Source organism: Pseudoxanthomonas sp. LjRoot125, assembly GCF_964252705.1.
Classification (GTDB): domain Bacteria; phylum Pseudomonadota; class Gammaproteobacteria; order Xanthomonadales; family Xanthomonadaceae; genus Pseudoxanthomonas_A.
The window spans coordinates 3,298,129-3,316,787 of record NZ_CAXUOY020000001.1 but is presented as its reverse complement, the minus strand read 5'-3'; the positions used below and the strand labels follow the sequence as shown (position 1 = coordinate 3,316,787).

At 64.9% G+C, this 18,659-nt stretch carries 13 protein-coding genes and 1 tRNA gene; all 14 read left to right on the top strand.

The genetic code is table 11. The features are described 5' to 3' along the window. Window positions 1-1,191 carry an elongation factor Tu gene (gene tuf / locus ACSION_RS15565; RefSeq protein ID WP_435306620.1) on the top strand — a complete coding sequence of 397 codons (1,191 nt, stop codon included), beginning with the start codon at window positions 1-3 and terminating at the stop codon, window positions 1,189-1,191. 101 nt (window positions 1,192-1,292) lie between these two features. Beyond that, a tRNA-Trp gene (locus tag ACSION_RS15560) sits at window positions 1,293-1,368 on the top strand. A gap of 63 nt (window positions 1,369-1,431) precedes the next feature. Continuing rightward, complete coding sequence (gene secE / locus ACSION_RS15555; protein ID WP_093487381.1) at window positions 1,432-1,824, top strand: preprotein translocase subunit SecE; 393 nt, start codon at window positions 1,432-1,434, stop codon at window positions 1,822-1,824. A gap of 13 nt (window positions 1,825-1,837) precedes the next feature. After that, window positions 1,838-2,395, top strand: a complete 558-nt coding sequence (gene nusG / locus ACSION_RS15550; protein ID WP_056879080.1) for a transcription termination/antitermination protein NusG — start codon at window positions 1,838-1,840, stop codon at window positions 2,393-2,395. 197 nt (window positions 2,396-2,592) lie between these two features. Continuing rightward, on the top strand, window positions 2,593-3,021 hold the full coding sequence (gene rplK, locus ACSION_RS15545) for a 50S ribosomal protein L11 (RefSeq protein WP_055945202.1): 429 nt from the start codon (window positions 2,593-2,595) through the stop codon (window positions 3,019-3,021). Window positions 3,022-3,024: 3 nt separating this feature from the next. After that, complete coding sequence (rplA, locus tag ACSION_RS15540) at window positions 3,025-3,723, top strand: 50S ribosomal protein L1 (protein WP_093296322.1); 699 nt, start codon at window positions 3,025-3,027, stop codon at window positions 3,721-3,723. A 374-nt stretch (window positions 3,724-4,097) separates the two neighbouring features. Beyond that, window positions 4,098-4,634 (top strand): 50S ribosomal protein L10, encoded by a 537-nt coding sequence (gene rplJ / locus ACSION_RS15535; protein ID WP_093487379.1) that lies wholly within the window; start codon window positions 4,098-4,100, stop codon window positions 4,632-4,634. A 60-nt stretch (window positions 4,635-4,694) separates the two neighbouring features. Continuing rightward, the gene (rplL, locus tag ACSION_RS15530; protein ID WP_056879077.1) at window positions 4,695-5,066 is read left to right on the top strand and encodes a 50S ribosomal protein L7/L12; all 372 of its coding nucleotides are present in this window, start codon (window positions 4,695-4,697) and stop codon (window positions 5,064-5,066) included. 237 nt (window positions 5,067-5,303) lie between these two features. Further along, window positions 5,304-9,455 (top strand): DNA-directed RNA polymerase subunit beta, encoded by a 4,152-nt coding sequence (rpoB, locus tag ACSION_RS15525; protein ID WP_435306623.1) that lies wholly within the window; start codon window positions 5,304-5,306, stop codon window positions 9,453-9,455. 91 nt (window positions 9,456-9,546) lie between these two features. Beyond that, window positions 9,547-13,779: a DNA-directed RNA polymerase subunit beta' gene (gene rpoC, locus ACSION_RS15520; protein ID WP_435306622.1), complete on the top strand. Its 4,233-nt coding sequence runs from the start codon at window positions 9,547-9,549 to the stop codon at window positions 13,777-13,779. A gap of 234 nt (window positions 13,780-14,013) precedes the next feature. Continuing rightward, the gene (rpsL, locus tag ACSION_RS15515; RefSeq protein WP_055945224.1) at window positions 14,014-14,388 is read left to right on the top strand and encodes a 30S ribosomal protein S12; all 375 of its coding nucleotides are present in this window, start codon (window positions 14,014-14,016) and stop codon (window positions 14,386-14,388) included. A 13-nt stretch (window positions 14,389-14,401) separates the two neighbouring features. Beyond that, window positions 14,402-14,869, top strand: coding sequence for a 30S ribosomal protein S7 (gene rpsG, locus ACSION_RS15510; protein WP_093487373.1), 468 nt, complete (start codon window positions 14,402-14,404; stop codon window positions 14,867-14,869). 176 nt (window positions 14,870-15,045) lie between these two features. After that, window positions 15,046-17,136 carry an elongation factor G gene (fusA, locus tag ACSION_RS15505; RefSeq protein WP_435306621.1) on the top strand — a complete coding sequence of 697 codons (2,091 nt, stop codon included), beginning with the start codon at window positions 15,046-15,048 and terminating at the stop codon, window positions 17,134-17,136. Window positions 17,137-17,206: 70 nt separating this feature from the next. Further along, window positions 17,207-18,397, top strand: a complete 1,191-nt coding sequence (tuf, locus tag ACSION_RS15500) for an elongation factor Tu (RefSeq protein ID WP_435306620.1) — start codon at window positions 17,207-17,209, stop codon at window positions 18,395-18,397. The last annotated feature ends 262 nt before the right edge of the window (window positions 18,398-18,659 follow it).

The following is an 18,659-nucleotide window of genomic DNA, read 5'->3' as shown; positions in this document are numbered from 1 at the left end:
ATGGCAAAGGGTAAATTCGAACGCACCAAGCCGCACGTGAACGTGGGCACGATTGGTCACGTTGACCACGGCAAGACGACGCTGACGGCGGCGCTGACGAAGATCGGCGCGGAGCGTTTCGGTGGCGAGTTCAAGGCATACGACGCGATCGACGCGGCGCCGGAAGAGAAGGCGCGCGGCATCACGATCTCGACGGCGCACGTGGAGTATGAATCTGCTTCGCGCCACTACGCGCACGTGGATTGCCCGGGCCACGCCGACTACGTGAAGAACATGATCACCGGTGCTGCCCAGATGGACGGCGCGATCCTGGTGTGCTCGGCCGCTGACGGCCCGATGCCGCAGACGCGCGAGCACATCCTGCTGTCGCGCCAGGTCGGCGTGCCGTACATCGTCGTGTTCCTGAACAAGGCCGACATGGTGGACGACGCCGAGCTGCTGGAGCTGGTGGAGATGGAAGTCCGCGAACTGCTGAGCAAGTACGAGTTCCCGGGCGACGACACCCCGATCATCTCGGGCTCGGCCCGCCTGGCGCTGGAAGGCGACCAGAGCGAGATCGGCGTGCCGGCGATCCTGAGGCTGGTCGATGCGCTGGACACCTGGATCCCGACCCCGGAGCGTGACGTCGACAAGCCGTTCCTGATGCCGGTGGAAGACGTGTTCTCGATCTCGGGCCGCGGCACCGTGGTGACCGGCCGTATCGAGCGCGGCGTGATCAAGGTGGGCGAGGAAATCGAAATCGTCGGTATCCGTCCGACCCAGAAGACCACGGTCACGGGCGTGGAAATGTTCCGCAAGCTGCTGGACCAGGGCCAGGCGGGCGACAACGCCGGTCTGCTGCTGCGCGGCACCAAGCGTGACGACGTGGAGCGTGGCCAGGTGCTGGCCAAGCCGGGTTCGATCACCCCGCATACCGAGTTCGAGTCCGAAGTCTACGTGCTGAGCAAGGACGAAGGCGGCCGTCACACCCCGTTCTTCAAGGGCTACCGTCCGCAGTTCTACTTCCGCACGACCGACATCACGGGCGCCGTGACCCTGCCGGAAGGCGTGGAGATGGTGATGCCGGGCGACAACATCAAGATGGTGGTCACCCTGATCAACCCGGTGGCGATGGACGAAGGCCTGCGTTTCGCGATCCGCGAAGGCGGCCGTACGGTCGGCGCCGGCGTGGTGGCCAAGATCATCAAGTAAGCCCCTGCGGTCCCGGCGACGGGTTCGCCGGATAGCGCGAAGGGCGGGCCGGAACCTCGGTCCGCCTTCGCCGTCTAAGGGAAGGTTGTAGCTGTATCGATACGCCAGTAGCTCAATTGGCAGAGCAGCGGTCTCCAAAACCGCAGGTTGGGGGTTCGAGTCCCTCCTGGCGTGCCACTTCCTTCCCCGCGGAGTGCGGGATTCCCGCCACTCCCTCCAGAGCAAAAGAGCGACACTGACTTGAACAGCAAGGTCGAACAATCCAAAGCGACCGCCACCTCCGCGGGCGATATCGCCAAGTACGTGCTGGCGCTTGCGCTGGTCGTGGCGGGCCTGGTGGCCTGGTGGTTCTTCAATGGCCAATGGGCCACGCCGCTGCGTTCGCTCGCCGTGGTCGCGGGCCTCGTGTTAGGTGCCCTGGTGTTCCTGGGTACCGCCAAGGGCCGCGATACGCGCGAGTTCCTGGCTGAATCCCGCTTTGAGCTGCGCAAGGTCGTGTGGCCGACCCGCGAAGAGGCGACCCGCACGACGTGGGTGGTCATCGTGGTGGTCATCCTGCTCAGCCTGATCCTGGCCGGCTTTGATTTCGCCATCCAGAAGGCGATCGAGCTGTTCTTGAATTTTGGCCGTTAAGGAGAGCGCCTCAGTGAAGCGTTGGTATGTCGTCCATGCTTATTCGGGCTTCGAGAAGTCGGTGGCCCAGGCCCTGCGTGACCGCATCGTCCGCGACAGCATGCAGGAGAAGTTCGGCGACGTACTGGTCCCGACCGAAGAAGTCGTGGAAATGCGCTCCGGCCAGAAGCGTCGTTCCGAGCGCAAGTTCTTCCCCGGCTACGTGCTGGTGCAGATCGAGACCCACGACGAAGGCGGCATCCCGCGCATGGACAGCGAGAGCTGGCACCTTGTAAAGGACACCTCCAAGGTATTGGGTTTCATTGGTGGCACCGCCGACCGCCCCCTGCCGATTCGCGACGAGGAAGCTGCGGCCATCCTCGACCGCGTCCAGGAAGGCGTCGAGAAGCCGAAGCCGAAGGTCCTGTTCGAGCCGGGCGAGATGGTGCGCGTCACCGATGGCCCGTTCAACGACTTCAACGGCGTGGTCGAGGAAGTCAATTACGAGAAGAGCCGCCTGCGCGTCGCAGTGCTGATCTTCGGCCGCTCCACCCCGGTGGAGCTGGAATTCGGGCAGGTCGAGAAGGCCTGATCCGGCGGCCGGGCCCGCTCAAGCGGGCTCGCCAAAACCCTGTTATACTGCGCGGCTCCCTGAACGACTGGCCGGGCAGGAGCCATGGCCGCCTTTGGGCGGCCATTGGCGCGTTCGAGATACGCGATGCCGGGACGCGTGATTTTCCCGGTCCGATGGGGAGCCTTCACAGGCGCTAGCACCCGGAGAGTACTCACATGGCAAAGAAAGTTGTCGGTTACATCAAGCTGCAGGTGAAGGCCGGTCAGGCCAACCCCTCGCCGCCGGTCGGTCCTGCGCTGGGTCAGCGCGGCCTGAACATCATGGAATTCTGCAAGGCGTTCAATGCCGCCACGCAGAAGCTGGAGCCGGGCCTGCCGATTCCGGTGGTCATCACGGCCTATTCCGACCGTACCTTCACCTTCATCACGAAGACGCCCCCGGCGTCGATCCTGCTGAAGAAGGCCGTCGGCATCACGTCCGGCTCCAAGCGCCCCAACACCGAGAAGGTGGGCAAGGTCACCCGCAAGCAGCTCGAGGACATCGCCAAGGCGAAGGAACCCGACCTGACCGCGGCCGACCTGGACGCAGCGGTGCGCACGATCGCGGGTTCCGCCCGCTCCATGGGCCTGACGGTAGAGGGTTAAGAGATGGCACAGAACAAGCGACAGAAGGCCATACTGGCCGCCGTGACCCCCGGCAAGGCATACGCCATTGACGAGGCCCTGAAGATCATCAAGACCGCGGTCAAGTCCAAGTTCGTCGAGTCCGTGGACGTCGCCGTGCGCCTGGGCGTGGACGCCAAGAAGTCCGACCAGCAGGTGCGCGGTTCCACCGTGCTGCCCGCCGGTACCGGCAAGTCGGTCCGCGTGGCGGTGTTCGCCCCGGCCGGCGCGAAGGCTGACGAAGCCGCCGCCGCTGGCGCCGAGGCCGTCGGCATGGACGACCTGGCCGAGAAGATGCTCGCCGGCGACATCAACTACGACGTGGTCATCGCCACGCCGGACGCGATGCGCGTGGTCGGTAAGCTGGGTACGGTCCTGGGCCCGCGCGGCCTGATGCCGAACCCGAAGGTCGGCACCGTGTCGCCGAACCCGGCCGAGGCGGTGAAGAACGCCAAGTCGGGCCAGGTGCGCTACCGCACCGACAAGGCCGGCATCATCCATTGCACGATCGGCAAGGCGAGCTTCGACGACGAAGCGCTGAAGTCGAACCTGCAGGCGCTGCTGATCGACCTGGTGAAGGCCAAGCCGGCCACCTCCAAGGGCCAGTACCTGCAGAAGATCTCGGTCAGCTCGACCATGGGCCCCGGCGTGACCGTGGACCAGTCCTCGCTGTCCCTGAAGTAATCGCATCACCCCTGCCTCGCGACGCGGGGCAGGGCGCAACGAATTTTGAGGGCAGTCGCCCAGGCCGGGAGACCGGTGCGAGCGACAGCCGTCAAAGACCGCAGGTGCGGTCAGCGCGCAACGACGACGGGCAGGGAAGCTCGTGCTGGCAGGGAATCGCCGTCGTGGCTAGCGGGATCGCTTAATCCATTCCCCTCGGGGGATGTGCCTGCGTAGATGGTGCCGCCTTCTGGAAGTTTTCTGGAGCACGACCGTCAGGTCGCCAGTCAGACAGGCCACCGCCGGGACCTCTGCGTCCCCGGTACCCACGGAGGGGTGCCGTCCAGGACCGCGAACGGCAGGAGCCGCGAGCGGAGTCAATAAGTGAGGAGTGTATGGCTCTCAATCTGTCCCAGAAGCAAGAAGTAGTCGCCGAACTGGCAGACGTCGCCGCCAAGGCGCACTCCCTGGTCGCCGCCGAATACGCAGGCACCACGGTCAGTCAGATGACCGCGATGCGCAAGAAGGCCCGCGAGACCGGCGTGTACTTGAAAGTTGTCAAGAACACGCTGGCCGTGCGTGCCGTGGCCGGTACCGAGTTCGAGGTTGTCCAGGACAAGCTCGTCGGTCCGCTGCTGTATGCGTTTTCGACCGAGGAGCCCGGCGCTGCCGGTCGCCTGATCAAGGAATTCGCCAAGGGTAACGACAAGCTGCAGCCGAAGGTCGTCTCCGTGGGTGGTCAGCTGTATCCGGCCAGCCATGTGGAAGTCCTGGCGTCGCTGCCGACCCGCGATCAGGCCCTGGCCATGCTGGCCCGCGTCCTGGCCGAACCGGCCTCGATGTTCGCCCGCGCCGTCAAGGCCGTGGCCGACAAGCAGGGTGGTGGCGAAGCACCGGCGGAAGCCGCTGCCGAAGCCCCGGCCGAAGCCTGATTCGACGTCTTCTACGGTTCTACGAACCCTAATCCCAGATAATTTCCAAAGGTAAACACAATGTCCCTTTCCAACGAACAGATCGTCGACGCCATTGCCGGCAAGACCCTGATGGAAGTGATGGAGCTGGTCAAGGCCATCGAAGAGAAGTTCGGCGTCTCCGCCGCCGCCCCGGTCGTCGCCGCTGCCGGTCCGGCCGCCGCCGCCGCCCCGGTCGAAGAGCAGACCGAATTCACCGTCGTCCTGAAGGACGCCGGCGCCAAGAAGGTCGACGTGATCAAGGCCGTTCGCGCCATCACCGGCCTGGGCCTGAAGGAAGCCAAGGACCTCACCGAGGCCGGCGGCGTCCTGAAGGAAGCCGTGTCGAAGGAAGACGCCGACAAGTTCAAGAAGGAACTCGAAGCCGCTGGTGCGAGCGTCGAAGTCAAGTAAGTCGTATCCGTCGCCGGATTGCTCAGGCGACAACCCGAGGCCGGGGGCGAAAGCCCCTGGCCTTCGGTCGTTTCAAGACGCAGTGATGTAAATGCGAGTTTGTAGTTGGAAGTAGCGGCAGAAGGCGTGCTGGTGCCGGCAATACCAGCGACTTCCAACTGAAAATTCACCCGTTCGAAAGAATGTCCCCCCGTGAGGTCGCGGACGCGCGCCCCACGCTGCCAAAGGCACAGTCACATGACGACATATTCGTTCACCGAAAAGAAGCGCATCCGCAAGGATTTCGGCAAGCAGCGGTCGATCCTCGAGGTCCCGTTCCTGCTGGCCATCCAGGTCGATTCCTACCGCGAATTCCTGCAGGAACACGCCGATCCCGCCAAGCGCGACGACAAGGGCCTGCACGCTGCGCTGAAGTCGGTCTTCCCGATCGCCAGCTACAGCGGCAATGCCGCGCTGGAATACGTCGGCTACAAGCTCGGCGAGCCGGTGTTCGACGAGCGCGAGTGCCGCAACCGCGGCCTGTCCTACGGCGCCCCGCTGCGCGTGACCGTGCGCCTGGTGATCTACGACCGTGAGTCGTCCACCAAGGCGATCAAGTACGTGAAGGAGCAGGAGGTCTATCTGGGCGAGATTCCGCTCATGACCGACAACGGCACCTTCATCGTCAACGGCACCGAGCGCGTGATCGTGTCGCAGCTGCACCGTTCGCCGGGCGTGTTCTTCGACCACGACCGTGGCAAGACGCACAGCTCGGGCAAGCTGCTGTACAGCGCCCGCATCATCCCTTACCGCGGCTCCTGGCTGGACTTCGAGTTCGACCCGAAGGACGCGCTGTTCACGCGTATCGACCGTCGCCGCAAGCTGCCGGTTTCGATCCTGCTGCGCGCGCTGGGCTACAACAACGAAGAAATGCTCAACGAGTTCTTCGACGTCAACACCTTCCACATCCTGCCGGAAGGCGTGCAGCTCGAGCTCGTCGCCGAGCGCCTGCGCGGCGAGACGTTGAACTTCGACCTGGCCGACGGTGACAAGGTCATCGTGGAAGCCGGCAAGCGCATCACCGCACGCCACGTGAAGCAGCTGGAACAGTCGGGTATCGCCGCCCTGGCCGTGCCGGACGAATACCTGGTCGGCCGCATCCTGTCGCACGACGTGATCGACGCCAACACCGGCGAGTTGCTGGCTGCCGCCAACGACGAGATCACCGACGACCAGCTGGCCAAGTTCCGCAAGGCCGGCGTGGACGCCGTGGGCACGCTGTGGGTCAACGACCTGGATCGCGGTCCGTACCTGTCCAACACCCTGCGCATCGACCCGACCAAGACGCAGCTCGAAGCGCTGGTCGAGATCTACCGCATGATGCGTCCCGGCGAGCCGCCGACCAAGGATGCCGCGCAGAACCTGTTCCACAACCTGTTCTTCACCTTCGAGCGCTACGACCTGTCCAACGTCGGCCGCATGAAGTTCAACCGTCGCGTGGGCCGCAAGGAAACCACCGGCGAAGCCGTGCTGTACGACAAGAAGTACTTCGGCGCGCGCAACGATGAAGAAGCCAAGCGCCTGGTCGCCAGCCTGGGCGAGACCTCGGACATCCTGGACGTCATCAAGGTCCTGACCGAGATCCGCAACGGCCGCGGCACCGTGGACGACATCGACCACCTGGGCAACCGTCGCGTGCGTTCGGTCGGCGAAATGGCCGAGAACGTCTTCCGCGTGGGCCTGGTCCGCGTCGAGCGCGCCGTGAAGGAGCGCCTGTCGATGGCCGAGTCCGAGGGCCTGACCCCGCAGGAACTGATCAACGCCAAGCCGGTGGCCGCCGCGATCAAGGAGTTCTTCGGCTCCTCGCAGCTGTCGCAGTTCATGGACCAGAACAACCCGCTGTCGGAAGTCACGCACAAGCGTCGCGTGTCGGCCCTCGGCCCGGGCGGCCTGACCCGCGAGCGCGCCGGCTTCGAAGTGCGCGACGTGCACCCGACCCATTACGGCCGCGTCTGCACCATCGAGACGCCGGAAGGTCCGAACATCGGCCTGATCAACTCGCTGGCCGTGTACGCACGCACCAACAGCTATGGCTTCCTCGAGACGCCGTACCGCAAGGTCGTGGACGGCACCATCACCGACGAGATCGAATACCTGTCGGCGATCGAAGAGAACGAGTACGTCATCGCGCAGGCCAACGCGCTGCATGACGCCAAGAGCCGCCTGACCGAGCAGTTCGTGCCGTGCCGCTACCAGGGCGAATCGCTGCTGAAGCCGCCGAGCGAAGTCGACTACATGGACGTCTCGCCGATGCAGACCGTGTCGGTCGCTGCGGCGCTGGTGCCGTTCCTGGAGCACGACGACGCCAACCGCGCACTGATGGGCGCCAACATGCAGCGCCAGGCCGTGCCGACGCTGCGTGCGCAGAAGCCGCTGGTCGGTACCGGCATCGAGCGCGCCGTGGCGCGCGACTCGGGCGTGACCGTGAACGCCCGCCGTGGCGGCGTGGTCGAGCAGATCGACGCCGGCCGCATCGTGGTCAAGGTCAACGAAGTCGAAATCTCCGGTGAAACCGATGCCGGCGTCGACATCTATTCGCTGATCAAGTACACGCGCTCCAACCAGAACACCTGCATCAACCAGCGTCCGCTGGTGAACGTGGGCGACGTGGTCGCGCGCGGCGACGTGCTGGCCGACGGTCCCTCGACCGACATCGGCGAGCTGGCGCTGGGCCAGAACATGCTGATCGCGTTCATGCCGTGGAACGGCTACAACTTCGAAGACTCCATCCTGCTCTCCGAGCGCGTGGTGGAAGAGGATCGCTACACCACGATCCACATCGAAGAGCTGACCTGCGTCGCGCGCGACACCAAGCTGGGGCCGGAGGAAATCTCCGCCGACATCCCGAACGTCTCCGAGCAGGCGCTGAACCGCCTCGACGAGAGCGGCGTGGTGTACATCGGCGCCGAAGTGCGCGCCGGCGACATCATGGTCGGCAAGGTGACGCCGAAGGGCGAAAGCCAGCTGACCCCGGAAGAGAAGCTGCTGCGCGCGATCTTCGGCGAGAAGGCCTCTGACGTGAAGGACAGCTCGCTGCGCGTGCCCCCGGGCATGGACGGCACCGTCATCGACGTGCAGGTCTTCACCCGCGACGGCATCGAGAAGGACAAGCGTGCGCGCCAGATCGAGGAAAACGAGATCAAGCGCGTCAAGAAGGACTTCGACGACCAGTTCCGCATCCTGGAAGGCGCCATCTACGCTCGCCTGCGCTCGCAGCTAGTCGGCAAGGTCGCCAACGGCGGCCCGGGTACGCTGAAGAAGGGCGACGCGATCTCCGACGCCTACCTCGACGGCTTGAAGAAGTCGGAGTGGTTCACCCTGCGCATGAAGGACGATGACGCGTCCGACGCCATCGAGCGCGCCCAGATGCAGATCCAGGCGCACGAGAAGGAGTTCGAGCGTCGCTTCGCCGACAAGCGCGGCAAGATCACCGCCGGCGACGACCTCGCCCCGGGCGTGCTGAAGATGGTCAAGGTCTACCTGGCCGTGAAGCGCCGCATCCAGCCGGGCGACAAGATGGCCGGCCGCCACGGCAACAAGGGTGTCGTGTCGACCATCGTGCCTGTCGAGGACATGCCGTACATGGCCACCGGCGAGACCGTGGACATCGTGCTGAACCCGCTGGGCGTGCCGTCGCGTATGAACATCGGCCAGGTGCTGGAAGTGCACCTCGGCTGGGCTGCGAAGGGGCTGGGCAAGAAGATCCAGGGCATGCTGGAAGCCCAGGCCAAGGTGGCCGACCTGCGCAAGTTCCTGACCCAGATCTACAACCACGACCAGAAGCTGGGCGAGGACCGCGTGGACCTGGACCAGTTCAGCGACGCCGAACTGATCGCGCTGGCCAAGAACCTCACCGACGGCGTGCCGATGGCCACCCCGGTGTTCGACGGCGCGGCGGAAACCGAGATCAAGCACATGCTCGAACTCGCGGACCTGCCGATCAGCGGCCAGACCCAGTTGTTCGACGGCCGCACCGGCGAAGCGTTCGACCGCCACACCACGGTCGGCTACATGCACATGCTGAAGCTGAACCACCTGGTGGACGACAAGATGCACGCGCGTTCCACCGGTCCGTACTCGCTCGTCACCCAGCAGCCGCTGGGCGGCAAGGCGCAGTTCGGTGGCCAGCGCTTCGGTGAAATGGAAGTCTGGGCGCTGGAAGCCTACGGCGCGGCGCACACCCTGCAGGAAATGCTGACGGTCAAGTCGGACGACGTGCAGGGCCGCAACCAGATGTACAAGAACATCGTCGATGGTGCCCACGAGATGGTCGCGGGCATGCCGGAATCCTTCAACGTGCTCGTGAAGGAAATCCGCTCGCTCGCCATCAACATGGAACTGGAAGACTGATCGCAACGGCGCGGAGCGGCCTGCCGCCTCCGCGCCTTCCGAACACGGTCAACCCGCCCCCGACAAAGATTCCTCCTGACGGAGAAACAAAATGAAAGACCTGCTCAACCTCTTCAACCAGCAGCGCCAGACGCTGGACTTCGACGCGATCAAGATCGCGCTGGCCTCGCCGGACCTGATCCGTTCGTGGTCCTTCGGCGAAGTGAAGAAGCCGGAAACCATCAACTACCGTACGTTCAAGCCCGAACGCGACGGCCTGTTCTGCTCGGCCATCTTCGGCCCGATCAAGGACTACGAGTGCCTGTGCGGCAAGTACAAGCGCATGAAGCACCGCGGCGTCGTCTGCGAGAAGTGCGGCACGGAAGTGACGCTGGCCAAGGTGCGCCGCGAGCGCATGGGCCACATCGACCTGGCCAGCCCGGTCGCGCACATCTGGTTCCTGAAGTCGCTGCCGTCGCGCATCGGCCTGATGCTGGACATGACCCTGCGTGACATCGAGCGCGTGCTATACTTCGAAGCCTACGTCGTCACCGAGCCGGGCCTGACCTCGCTCGAGCGCCGCCAGCTGCTGACCGAAGAACAGTTCATGCAGGCGCGCCAGGAGCACGGCGATGATTTCGACGCCGCCATGGGCGCCGAGGCCGTCTACGACCTGCTGCGCACGATCGACCTGCAGGCCGAGATGGTGAACCTGCGCGAGGAAATCGCCAGCACCGGTTCCGAAACCAAGCTGAAGCGCCTCACCAAGCGCATCAAGCTGATGGAAGCGTTCCTGGAGTCGGGCAACCGTCCGGAATGGATGGTCATGACCGTGCTGCCGGTGCTGCCGCCGGACCTGCGTCCGCTGGTGCCGCTGGATGGTGGCCGCTTCGCGACCTCCGACCTGAACGACCTGTACCGCCGCGTCATCAACCGCAACAACCGCCTGCGCCGCCTGCTGGAGCTCAACGCTCCGGACATCATCGTGCGCAACGAAAAGCGCATGCTGCAGGAATCGGTTGACGCCCTGATGGACAACGGCCGTCGCGGCCGCGCCATCACCGGCACCAACAAGCGCCCGCTCAAGTCGCTGGCCGACATGATCAAGGGCAAGCAGGGCCGCTTCCGCCAGAACCTGCTCGGCAAGCGCGTCGACTACTCCGGCCGTTCGGTCATCGTGGTCGGCCCGACCCTGCGCCTGCACGAGTGCGGCCTGCCGAAGAAGATGGCGCTGGAGCTGTTCAAGCCGTTCGTGTTCGCCAAGCTGCAGCGTCGCGGCCTGGCCACCACCATCAAGGCCGCCAAGAAGCTGGTCGAGCGCGAAGAAGCGGAAGTCTGGGACATCCTGGAAGAAGTCATTCGCGAGCACCCGGTCCTGTTGAACCGCGCGCCGACGCTGCACCGCCTGGGCATCCAGGCGTTCGAGCCGGTGCTGATCGAAGGTAAGGCCATCCAGCTGCACCCGCTGGTCTGCACCGCGTTCAACGCCGACTTCGACGGTGACCAGATGGCCGTCCACGTGCCGCTCTCGCTGGAAGCCCAGCTGGAAGCGCGCGCGCTGATGATGTCCTCCAACAACATCCTGTCGCCGGCCAACGGCGAGCCGATCATCGTGCCGTCGCAGGACGTCGTGCTGGGTCTGTACTACATGACCCGCGCCTTGGAGAACAAGAAGGGCGAGGGCATGGCGTTCGCCAACATCGCCGAAGTCAAGCGCGCCTACGACAACCGGGCCGTCGAGCTGCACGCGAAGGTCAAGGTCCGCATCAGCGGCACCGTGATCGACGAGGACGGCAACCGCAGCAAGCAGACCAGCATCGTGGACACCACGATCGGCCGTGCGCTGTTGGCCGAAATCCTGCCGGAAGGCCTGCCGTTCGCGCTGGCCAACACCGAGTTGAACAAGAAGGCCATCAGCCGCCTGATCAACTCCAGCTACCGCATGCTGGGCCTGAAGGACACGGTCGTGTTCGCCGACAAGCTGATGTACACCGGCTTCGCGTACGCCACGCGCGCCGGCGTCTCGATCGGCATCGACGACATGCTGATCCCGGCCGAGAAGAAGGGCATCCTGGGCGAAGCCGAGCAGGAAGTGCTGGAGATCCAGGAGCAGTACCAGAGCGGTCTGGTCACCGCCGGCGAGCGCTACAACAAGGTGGTCGACATCTGGTCGCGCACCAATGAGCGCATCGCCAAGGCGATGATGGACACCATCGGTACCGACAAGGTGAAGAACGCCAAGGGCGAGACCATCAACGAGAAGTCGATGAACTCGCTGTACATCATGGCCGACTCCGGCGCCCGTGGTAGCCAGGCGCAGATCCGCCAGCTGGCCGGCATGCGCGGCCTGATGGCCCGTCCCGATGGTTCGATCATCGAGACGCCCATCAAGGCGAACTTCCGCGAAGGCCTGAACGTGCAGGAGTACTTCAACTCCACGCACGGTGCCCGTAAGGGTCTGGCCGATACCGCGTTGAAGACCGCGAACTCCGGTTACCTTACCCGTCGCCTCGTCGACGTGGCGCAGGACGTGGTGATCACGGAGGTCGACTGCGGCACCGTCGAAGGCCTGACCATGACTCCGATCGTGGAAGGCGGCGACGTGGTCGAGCCGCTGCGTGACCGCGTGCTGGGCCGCATCGTGGCCGAGGACGTGTTCCTGCCGGGCAACGACGAAGATCCGATCGTCACCCGCAACACGCTGCTGGACGAAGCCTGGGTGCAGAAGCTGGAAGACGCCGGCGTGCAGTCCCTGAAGGTGCGCTCCACCATCACCTGCGAATCCGAATTCGGCGTCTGCGCGCACTGCTACGGTCGCGACCTGGCCCGTGGCCACATCGTCAACATCGGCGAAGCGGTCGGCGTCATCGCCGCGCAGTCGATCGGTGAGCCCGGCACGCAGCTGACCATGCGTACGTTCCACATCGGTGGTGCGGCATCGCGTGCGGCGGCGGTCGACAACATCACCGTCAAGACGACCGGTTCGATCAAGTTCAACAACCTCAAGTTCGTCGAACACGCCAACGGCAGCCTGGTCGCGGTTTCGCGTTCGGGCGAACTGTCGGTGCTCGATGGCCATGGCCGCGAGCGTGAGCGCTACAAGCTGCCCTACGGCGCGACGATCACCGTCAAGGACGGCGACCAGATCACCGCCGGCCAGGCCGTGGCGAACTGGGATCCGCATAACCACCCGATCGTGTCGGAAGTCGCCGGTTTCGTGCGCTTCGTCGACTTCGTCGACGGCGTCACCGTCATCGAGAAGACCGACGACCTGACCGGCCTCGCTTCGCGCGAGATCACCGATCCGAAGCGTCGCGGCTCGCAGGGCAAGGACCTGCGTCCGATCGTCCGCATCGTGGACAAGGACGGCAAGGACCTGAGCATCCCCGGTACCGACCTGCCGGCGCAGTACCTGCTGCCGCCGCGCTCGATCGTCAACCTGCAGGACGGCGCACCCGTCGGCGTGGGCGACGTGGTCACCAAGGTGCCGCAGGAAGCCTCCAAGACCCGCGACATCACCGGTGGTCTGCCGCGCGTTGCCGACCTGTTCGAAGCCCGCAAGCCGAAGGACCCGGCCATCCTGGCCGAGCGCTCCGGCGTCATCAGCTTCGGCAAGGACACCAAGGGCAAGCAGCGCCTGATCATCAAGGACACCGACGGTTCCGAGCACGAAGAGCTGATCCCGAAGTTCCGCCAGATCATCGTGTTCGAAGGCGAGCACGTGGCCAAGGGCGAAACCATCGTGGACGGCGAGCCGAGCCCGCAGGACATCCTGCGTCTGCTGGGTGTCGAGCCGCTGGCGGCCTACCTGGTCAAGGAAATCCAGGACGTCTACCGCCTGCAGGGCGTGAAGATCAACGACAAGCACATCGAGGTCATCACTCGCCAGATGCTGCGCAAGGTGGAAATCACCGACGCCGGCAACAGCAAGTTCCTGGCGGGCGAGCAGATCGAGAAGCAGCGCTTCATTGAAGAGAACGCCAAGCTGGCGGCCCGCAATGAGATCCTGGCGAAGTACGACCCGGTGCTGCTGGGCATCACCAAGGCATCGCTGGCCACCGAGTCGTTCATCTCCGCGGCATCCTTCCAGGAAACCACCCGCGTGCTGACCGAGGCTGCCGTCCGCGGCACCCGCGACAGCCTGCGCGGCCTGAAGGAGAACGTCATCGTCGGTCGTCTGATCCCGGCCGGTACCGGCCTGGCGTACCACAACCAGCGCCGCCGCAACGCCTCCGGTCTGACCGAGGCCGAGGTGGACGCCCTGTCGGGCGGCAGCAGCGAGGCCGCTCCGGCGGCCCCGGTGATCGCCGCCGACGAGGCGGGCGAGGAGTCCAGCGCCAGCTAAAACGCACCATCCGGCGGCCTCCGGGCCGCCCCAGACCACGAAAAGAGGCGCAGGATGCGCCTCGTTTTCGGCCCAGGAAGGGCGGGATCGCAGTCAGTTGGCAGGCATCCACCTCCGTCGCGTTGACGGTCGGGCGGGTTGCCGGCTATACTTTTCCGTCTAGGTGGGCCGTCATACGGCCTGCCTTCGTTTTCATATCAAACAAGGCTCCGGCCTTCACACGAAGAATCCACTATGGCAACCGTCAATCAGCTGGTCCGCAAGCCGCGGCAGGCCCCCACGTACAAGAGCCAGTCGCCCGCGCTGGACAACTGCCCGCAGCGTCGCGGCGTGTGCACCCGCGTCTACACGACGACCCCGAAGAAGCCGAACTCGGCTCTGCGCAAGGTCGCCAAGGTGCGCCTGACCAACCAGGAAGAGATCATCAGCTACATCGGCGGTGAGGGTCACAACCTGCAGGAGCACTCCGTGGTGCTCGTGCGCGGTGGCCGCGTGAAGGACCTGCCGGGCGTGCGTTACCACACCGTGCGTGGCTCGCTGGACGCCTCGGGCGTCGCCAAGCGTCGCCAGGGCCGTTCCAAGTACGGCGCCAAGCGTCCCAAGGCTTAAGGAATAAACGAACATGTCGCGCAAAGGCTCTGCCCCCCAACGTGAAATCCTGCCGGACCCCAAGCACGGTAGCCAGACGATTGCCCGCTTCATCAACATGGTGATGCTGAGTGGCAAGAAGTCCGTCGCCGAGAAGATCGTCTACGGTGCCATGGACGTCATCGGCGAGAAGAACCCCAATGCCCTCGAGCTGGTCGAGAAGGCGCTGGACAACGTCTCCCCGGCTGTCGAGGTGAAGTCCCGCCGTGTCGGCGGCGCCACCTACCAGGTGCCGGTCGAAGTGCGTTCGTCGCGCCGCATGGCGCTGGCGATGCGCTGGCTGATCGAGTCCGCCCGCAAGCGCGGCGAGAACTCCATGCCGCGCAAGCTGGCCGCTGAGCTGATGGATGCCTCCGAGAACCGCGGCGGCGCCATCAAGAAGCGTGAAGAAACCCACCGCATGGCGGAAGCGAACAAGGCGTTCGCGCACTACCGCTGGTAACGGCCTGCGGGCCCTTGCGAGCAAGGGCCTTCGGCACCATCTAGGTGCCCCTGGGACGCGCTTCCGCGTTCCGACCCCGAAGGCCGCCGAAAGGCGGCATTCGGCCATCTGAAGATCCGCCCTCCACGGAAGGCCCTGGCATCCCGCCGGCCCTCCATCAGAAAAGAGAGACTGTCGTGGCTCGCACCACTCCCATCGAGCGTTACCGCAATTTCGGCATCATGGCGCACATCGACGCCGGCAAGACCACCACGTCCGAGCGCATCCTGTTCTACACCGGCGTCAGCCACAAGATCGGTGAAGTGCACGACGGTGCCGCGACCATGGACTGGATGGAGCAGGAGCAGGAGCGCGGCATCACCATCACGTCCGCCGCCACCACGGCGTTCTGGACCGGCATGGACAAGTCGCTGCCGCAGCACCGCTTCAACATCATCGATACCCCCGGCCACGTCGACTTCACCATCGAAGTCGAGCGTTCGCTGCGCGTGCTCGACGGCGCGGTGTTCGTGCTGTGCGCCGTGGGCGGCGTGCAGCCGCAGTCCGAGACCGTGTGGCGCCAGGCCAACAAGTACGCCGTGCCGCGTCTTGCGTTCGTCAACAAGATGGACCGTACCGGTGCCGACTTCTTCAAGGTCGTGGACCAGTTGAAGACCCGTCTGGGTGCGTACCCCGTGCCGATGCAGGTGCCGGTCGGCGCCGAAGACGGCTTTGAAGGCGTCATCGACCTGCTGAAGATGAAGTACATCCATTGGGATGTCGCTTCTCAGGGCACCAAGTTCGAGTACCGCGACATTCCCGCCGAGCTGGCCGACAAGGCGGCGACGGATCGTGCCTTCATGGTCGAAGCGGCTGCCGAAGCCAGCGAAGAGCTGATGGACAAGTACCTCAACGAGGGCGACCTGTCCGAAGCCGAGATCATCGCCGGCCTGCGCGAGCGCACGCTGAAGGTGGAAGTGATTCCGGTCTACTGTGGCTCCGCGTTCAAGAACAAGGGCGTGCAGGCCATGCTGGACGGCGTGATCCAGCTGCTGCCGTCGCCGACCGATCGTCCGCCGGTGCAGGGCATCGACGAGAACGAGAAGGAAGACAGCCGCAAGGCGGGCGACAGCGAGCCGTTCTCGGCGCTTGCGTTCAAGATCATGACGGATCCGTTCGTGGGTTCGCTGACGTTCTTCCGCGTCTATTCGGGCGTGCTGAACTCCGGCGACGCGGTGTACAACCCGGTCAAGTCGAAGAAGGAGCGCGTGGGTCGCATCCTGCAGATGCACTCCAACCAGCGCGACGAGATCAAGGAAGTGCGCGCGGGCGACATCGCCGCGGCGGTGGGTCTGAAGGACGTCACCACTGGCGATACGCTGTGCTCGCTCGACCACATCATCACCCTGGAGCGCATGGTGTTCCCGGAGCCCGTCATCTCGATGGCGGTGGAGCCGAAAACCAAGTCCGACCAGGAGAAGATGGGCCTGGCCCTCGGCCGCCTGGCGCAGGAAGATCCCTCGTTCCGCGTCAAGACGGACGAAGAATCCGGCCAGACGATCATCTCGGGCATGGGCGAGCTGCACCTGGAAATCCTGGTGGACCGCATGAAGCGCGAGTTCAACGTGGAAGCCAACGTCGGCAAGCCGCAGGTGGCGTACCGCGAGACGATCCGCAAGTCGGTCAAGCAGGACGGCAAGTTCGTGCGTCAGTCGGGCGGTCGCGGCCAGTACGGCCACATCGTCATCGAAATGTCGCCGGTCGAGCGCGGCGTGGGCTTCTCGTACGAGAGCGCCATCGTCGGTGGCGTGGTCCCGAAGGAATACGTCGCTGCTGCGGGCAAGGGCATCGAAGACGCCATGAAGAGCGGCCCGCTGGCCGGCTTCCCGGTGGTCGACATCGCCATCAAGGCGGTCGACGGTTCGTTCCATGACGTCGACTCCAACGAAATGGCGTTCAAGGTCGCTGGCTCGATGGCGTTCAAGGAAGCTTTCAGCAAGGCCCAGCCGGTCCTGCTGGAGCCGATGATGAAGGTCGAGATCGTCACCCCGGAAGACTACCTGGGCGACGTGATGGGCGACGTGAGCCGTCGTCGCGGCATCCTGCAGGGTCAGGACGACAGTCCGTCCGGCAAGGTGATCGCCGCGATGGTGCCGCTGGGCGAAATGTTCGGCTACGCCACCACGCTGCGTTCGATGTCGCAGGGTCGCGCCACGTTCTCGATGGAGTTCGACCACTACGCTGAAGCGCCGGCGAACATCGCAGACGCAGTCATCAAGAAGAACTGAGTGGGGTCGGGAGGCCTGTAGTGCCTCCCGGCGTTCCCGTCACGAATCACAGATAAAAAGGTAGAAGACAATGGCAAAGGGTAAATTCGAACGCACCAAGCCGCACGTGAACGTGGGCACGATTGGTCACGTTGACCACGGCAAGACGACGCTGACGGCGGCGCTGACGAAGATCGGCGCGGAGCGTTTCGGTGGCGAGTTCAAGGCATACGACGCGATCGACGCGGCGCCGGAAGAGAAGGCGCGCGGCATCACGATCTCGACGGCGCACGTGGAGTATGAATCTGCTTCGCGCCACTACGCGCACGTGGATTGCCCGGGCCACGCCGACTACGTGAAGAACATGATCACCGGTGCTGCCCAGATGGACGGCGCGATCCTGGTGTGCTCGGCCGCTGACGGCCCGATGCCGCAGACGCGCGAGCACATCCTGCTGTCGCGCCAGGTCGGCGTGCCGTACATCGTCGTGTTCCTGAACAAGGCCGACATGGTGGACGACGCCGAGCTGCTGGAGCTGGTGGAGATGGAAGTCCGCGAACTGCTGAGCAAGTACGAGTTCCCGGGCGACGACACCCCGATCATCTCGGGCTCGGCCCGCCTGGCGCTGGAAGGCGACCAGAGCGAGATCGGCGTGCCGGCGATCCTGAGGCTGGTCGATGCGCTGGACACCTGGATCCCGACCCCGGAGCGTGACGTCGACAAGCCGTTCCTGATGCCGGTGGAAGACGTGTTCTCGATCTCGGGCCGCGGCACCGTGGTGACCGGCCGTATCGAGCGCGGCGTGATCAAGGTGGGCGAGGAAATCGAAATCGTCGGTATCCGTCCGACCCAGAAGACCACGGTCACGGGCGTGGAAATGTTCCGCAAGCTGCTGGACCAGGGCCAGGCGGGCGACAACGCCGGTCTGCTGCTGCGCGGCACCAAGCGTGACGACGTGGAGCGTGGCCAGGTGCTGGCCAAGCCGGGTTCGATCACCCCGCATACCGAGTTCGAGTCCGAAGTCTACGTGCTGAGCAAGGACGAAGGCGGCCGTCACACCCCGTTCTTCAAGGGCTACCGTCCGCAGTTCTACTTCCGCACGACCGACATCACGGGCGCCGTGACCCTGCCGGAAGGCGTGGAGATGGTGATGCCGGGCGACAACATCAAGATGGTGGTCACCCTGATCAACCCGGTGGCGATGGACGAAGGCCTGCGTTTCGCGATCCGCGAAGGCGGCCGTACGGTCGGCGCCGGCGTGGTGGCCAAGATCATCAAGTAAGCCCCTGCGCCTAGCGTGTCGCGCCTTTGCGCGCGGCACGCAACGACGTGGATAGGCCTGCGCTGAAGCGCAGGTCGCCGGCATCAACCGCTTGCGGCGCGCGCGCCGTACGGCTACAATGCCGGCCCCCGAATAGCGACCCGCTATTCAGGATCGCAATACCCGCCGGCGCCCCCTGGGAGGAGGCCGGCCTACCGCGAAAAGAGGTGCAGGAAGCGCCTCGTGTTCGCCAGACACGGAGTGTCGCGTGCCATCCTGCAGG

Bases quoted from the DNA above. Each gene is read 5' to 3' on its own strand.
- tuf (WP_435306620.1), top strand. From the start codon at position 1: ATGGCAAAGGGTAAATTCGAACGCACCAAGCCGCACGTGAACGTGGGC.
- rplK (WP_055945202.1), top strand. From the start codon at position 2,593: ATGGCAAAGAAAGTTGTCGGTTACATCAAGCTGCAGGTGAAGGCCGGT.
- rplA (WP_093296322.1), top strand. From the start codon at position 3,025: ATGGCACAGAACAAGCGACAGAAGGCCATACTGGCCGCCGTGACCCCC.
- rplJ (WP_093487379.1), top strand. From the start codon at position 4,098: ATGGCTCTCAATCTGTCCCAGAAGCAAGAAGTAGTCGCCGAACTGGCA.
- rplL (WP_056879077.1), top strand. From the start codon at position 4,695: ATGTCCCTTTCCAACGAACAGATCGTCGACGCCATTGCCGGCAAGACC.
- rpoB (WP_435306623.1), top strand. From the start codon at position 5,304: ATGACGACATATTCGTTCACCGAAAAGAAGCGCATCCGCAAGGATTTC.
- rpoC (WP_435306622.1), top strand. From the start codon at position 9,547: ATGAAAGACCTGCTCAACCTCTTCAACCAGCAGCGCCAGACGCTGGAC.
- rpsL (WP_055945224.1), top strand. From the start codon at position 14,014: ATGGCAACCGTCAATCAGCTGGTCCGCAAGCCGCGGCAGGCCCCCACG.
- rpsG (WP_093487373.1), top strand. From the start codon at position 14,402: ATGTCGCGCAAAGGCTCTGCCCCCCAACGTGAAATCCTGCCGGACCCC.
- tuf (WP_435306620.1), top strand. From the start codon at position 17,207: ATGGCAAAGGGTAAATTCGAACGCACCAAGCCGCACGTGAACGTGGGC.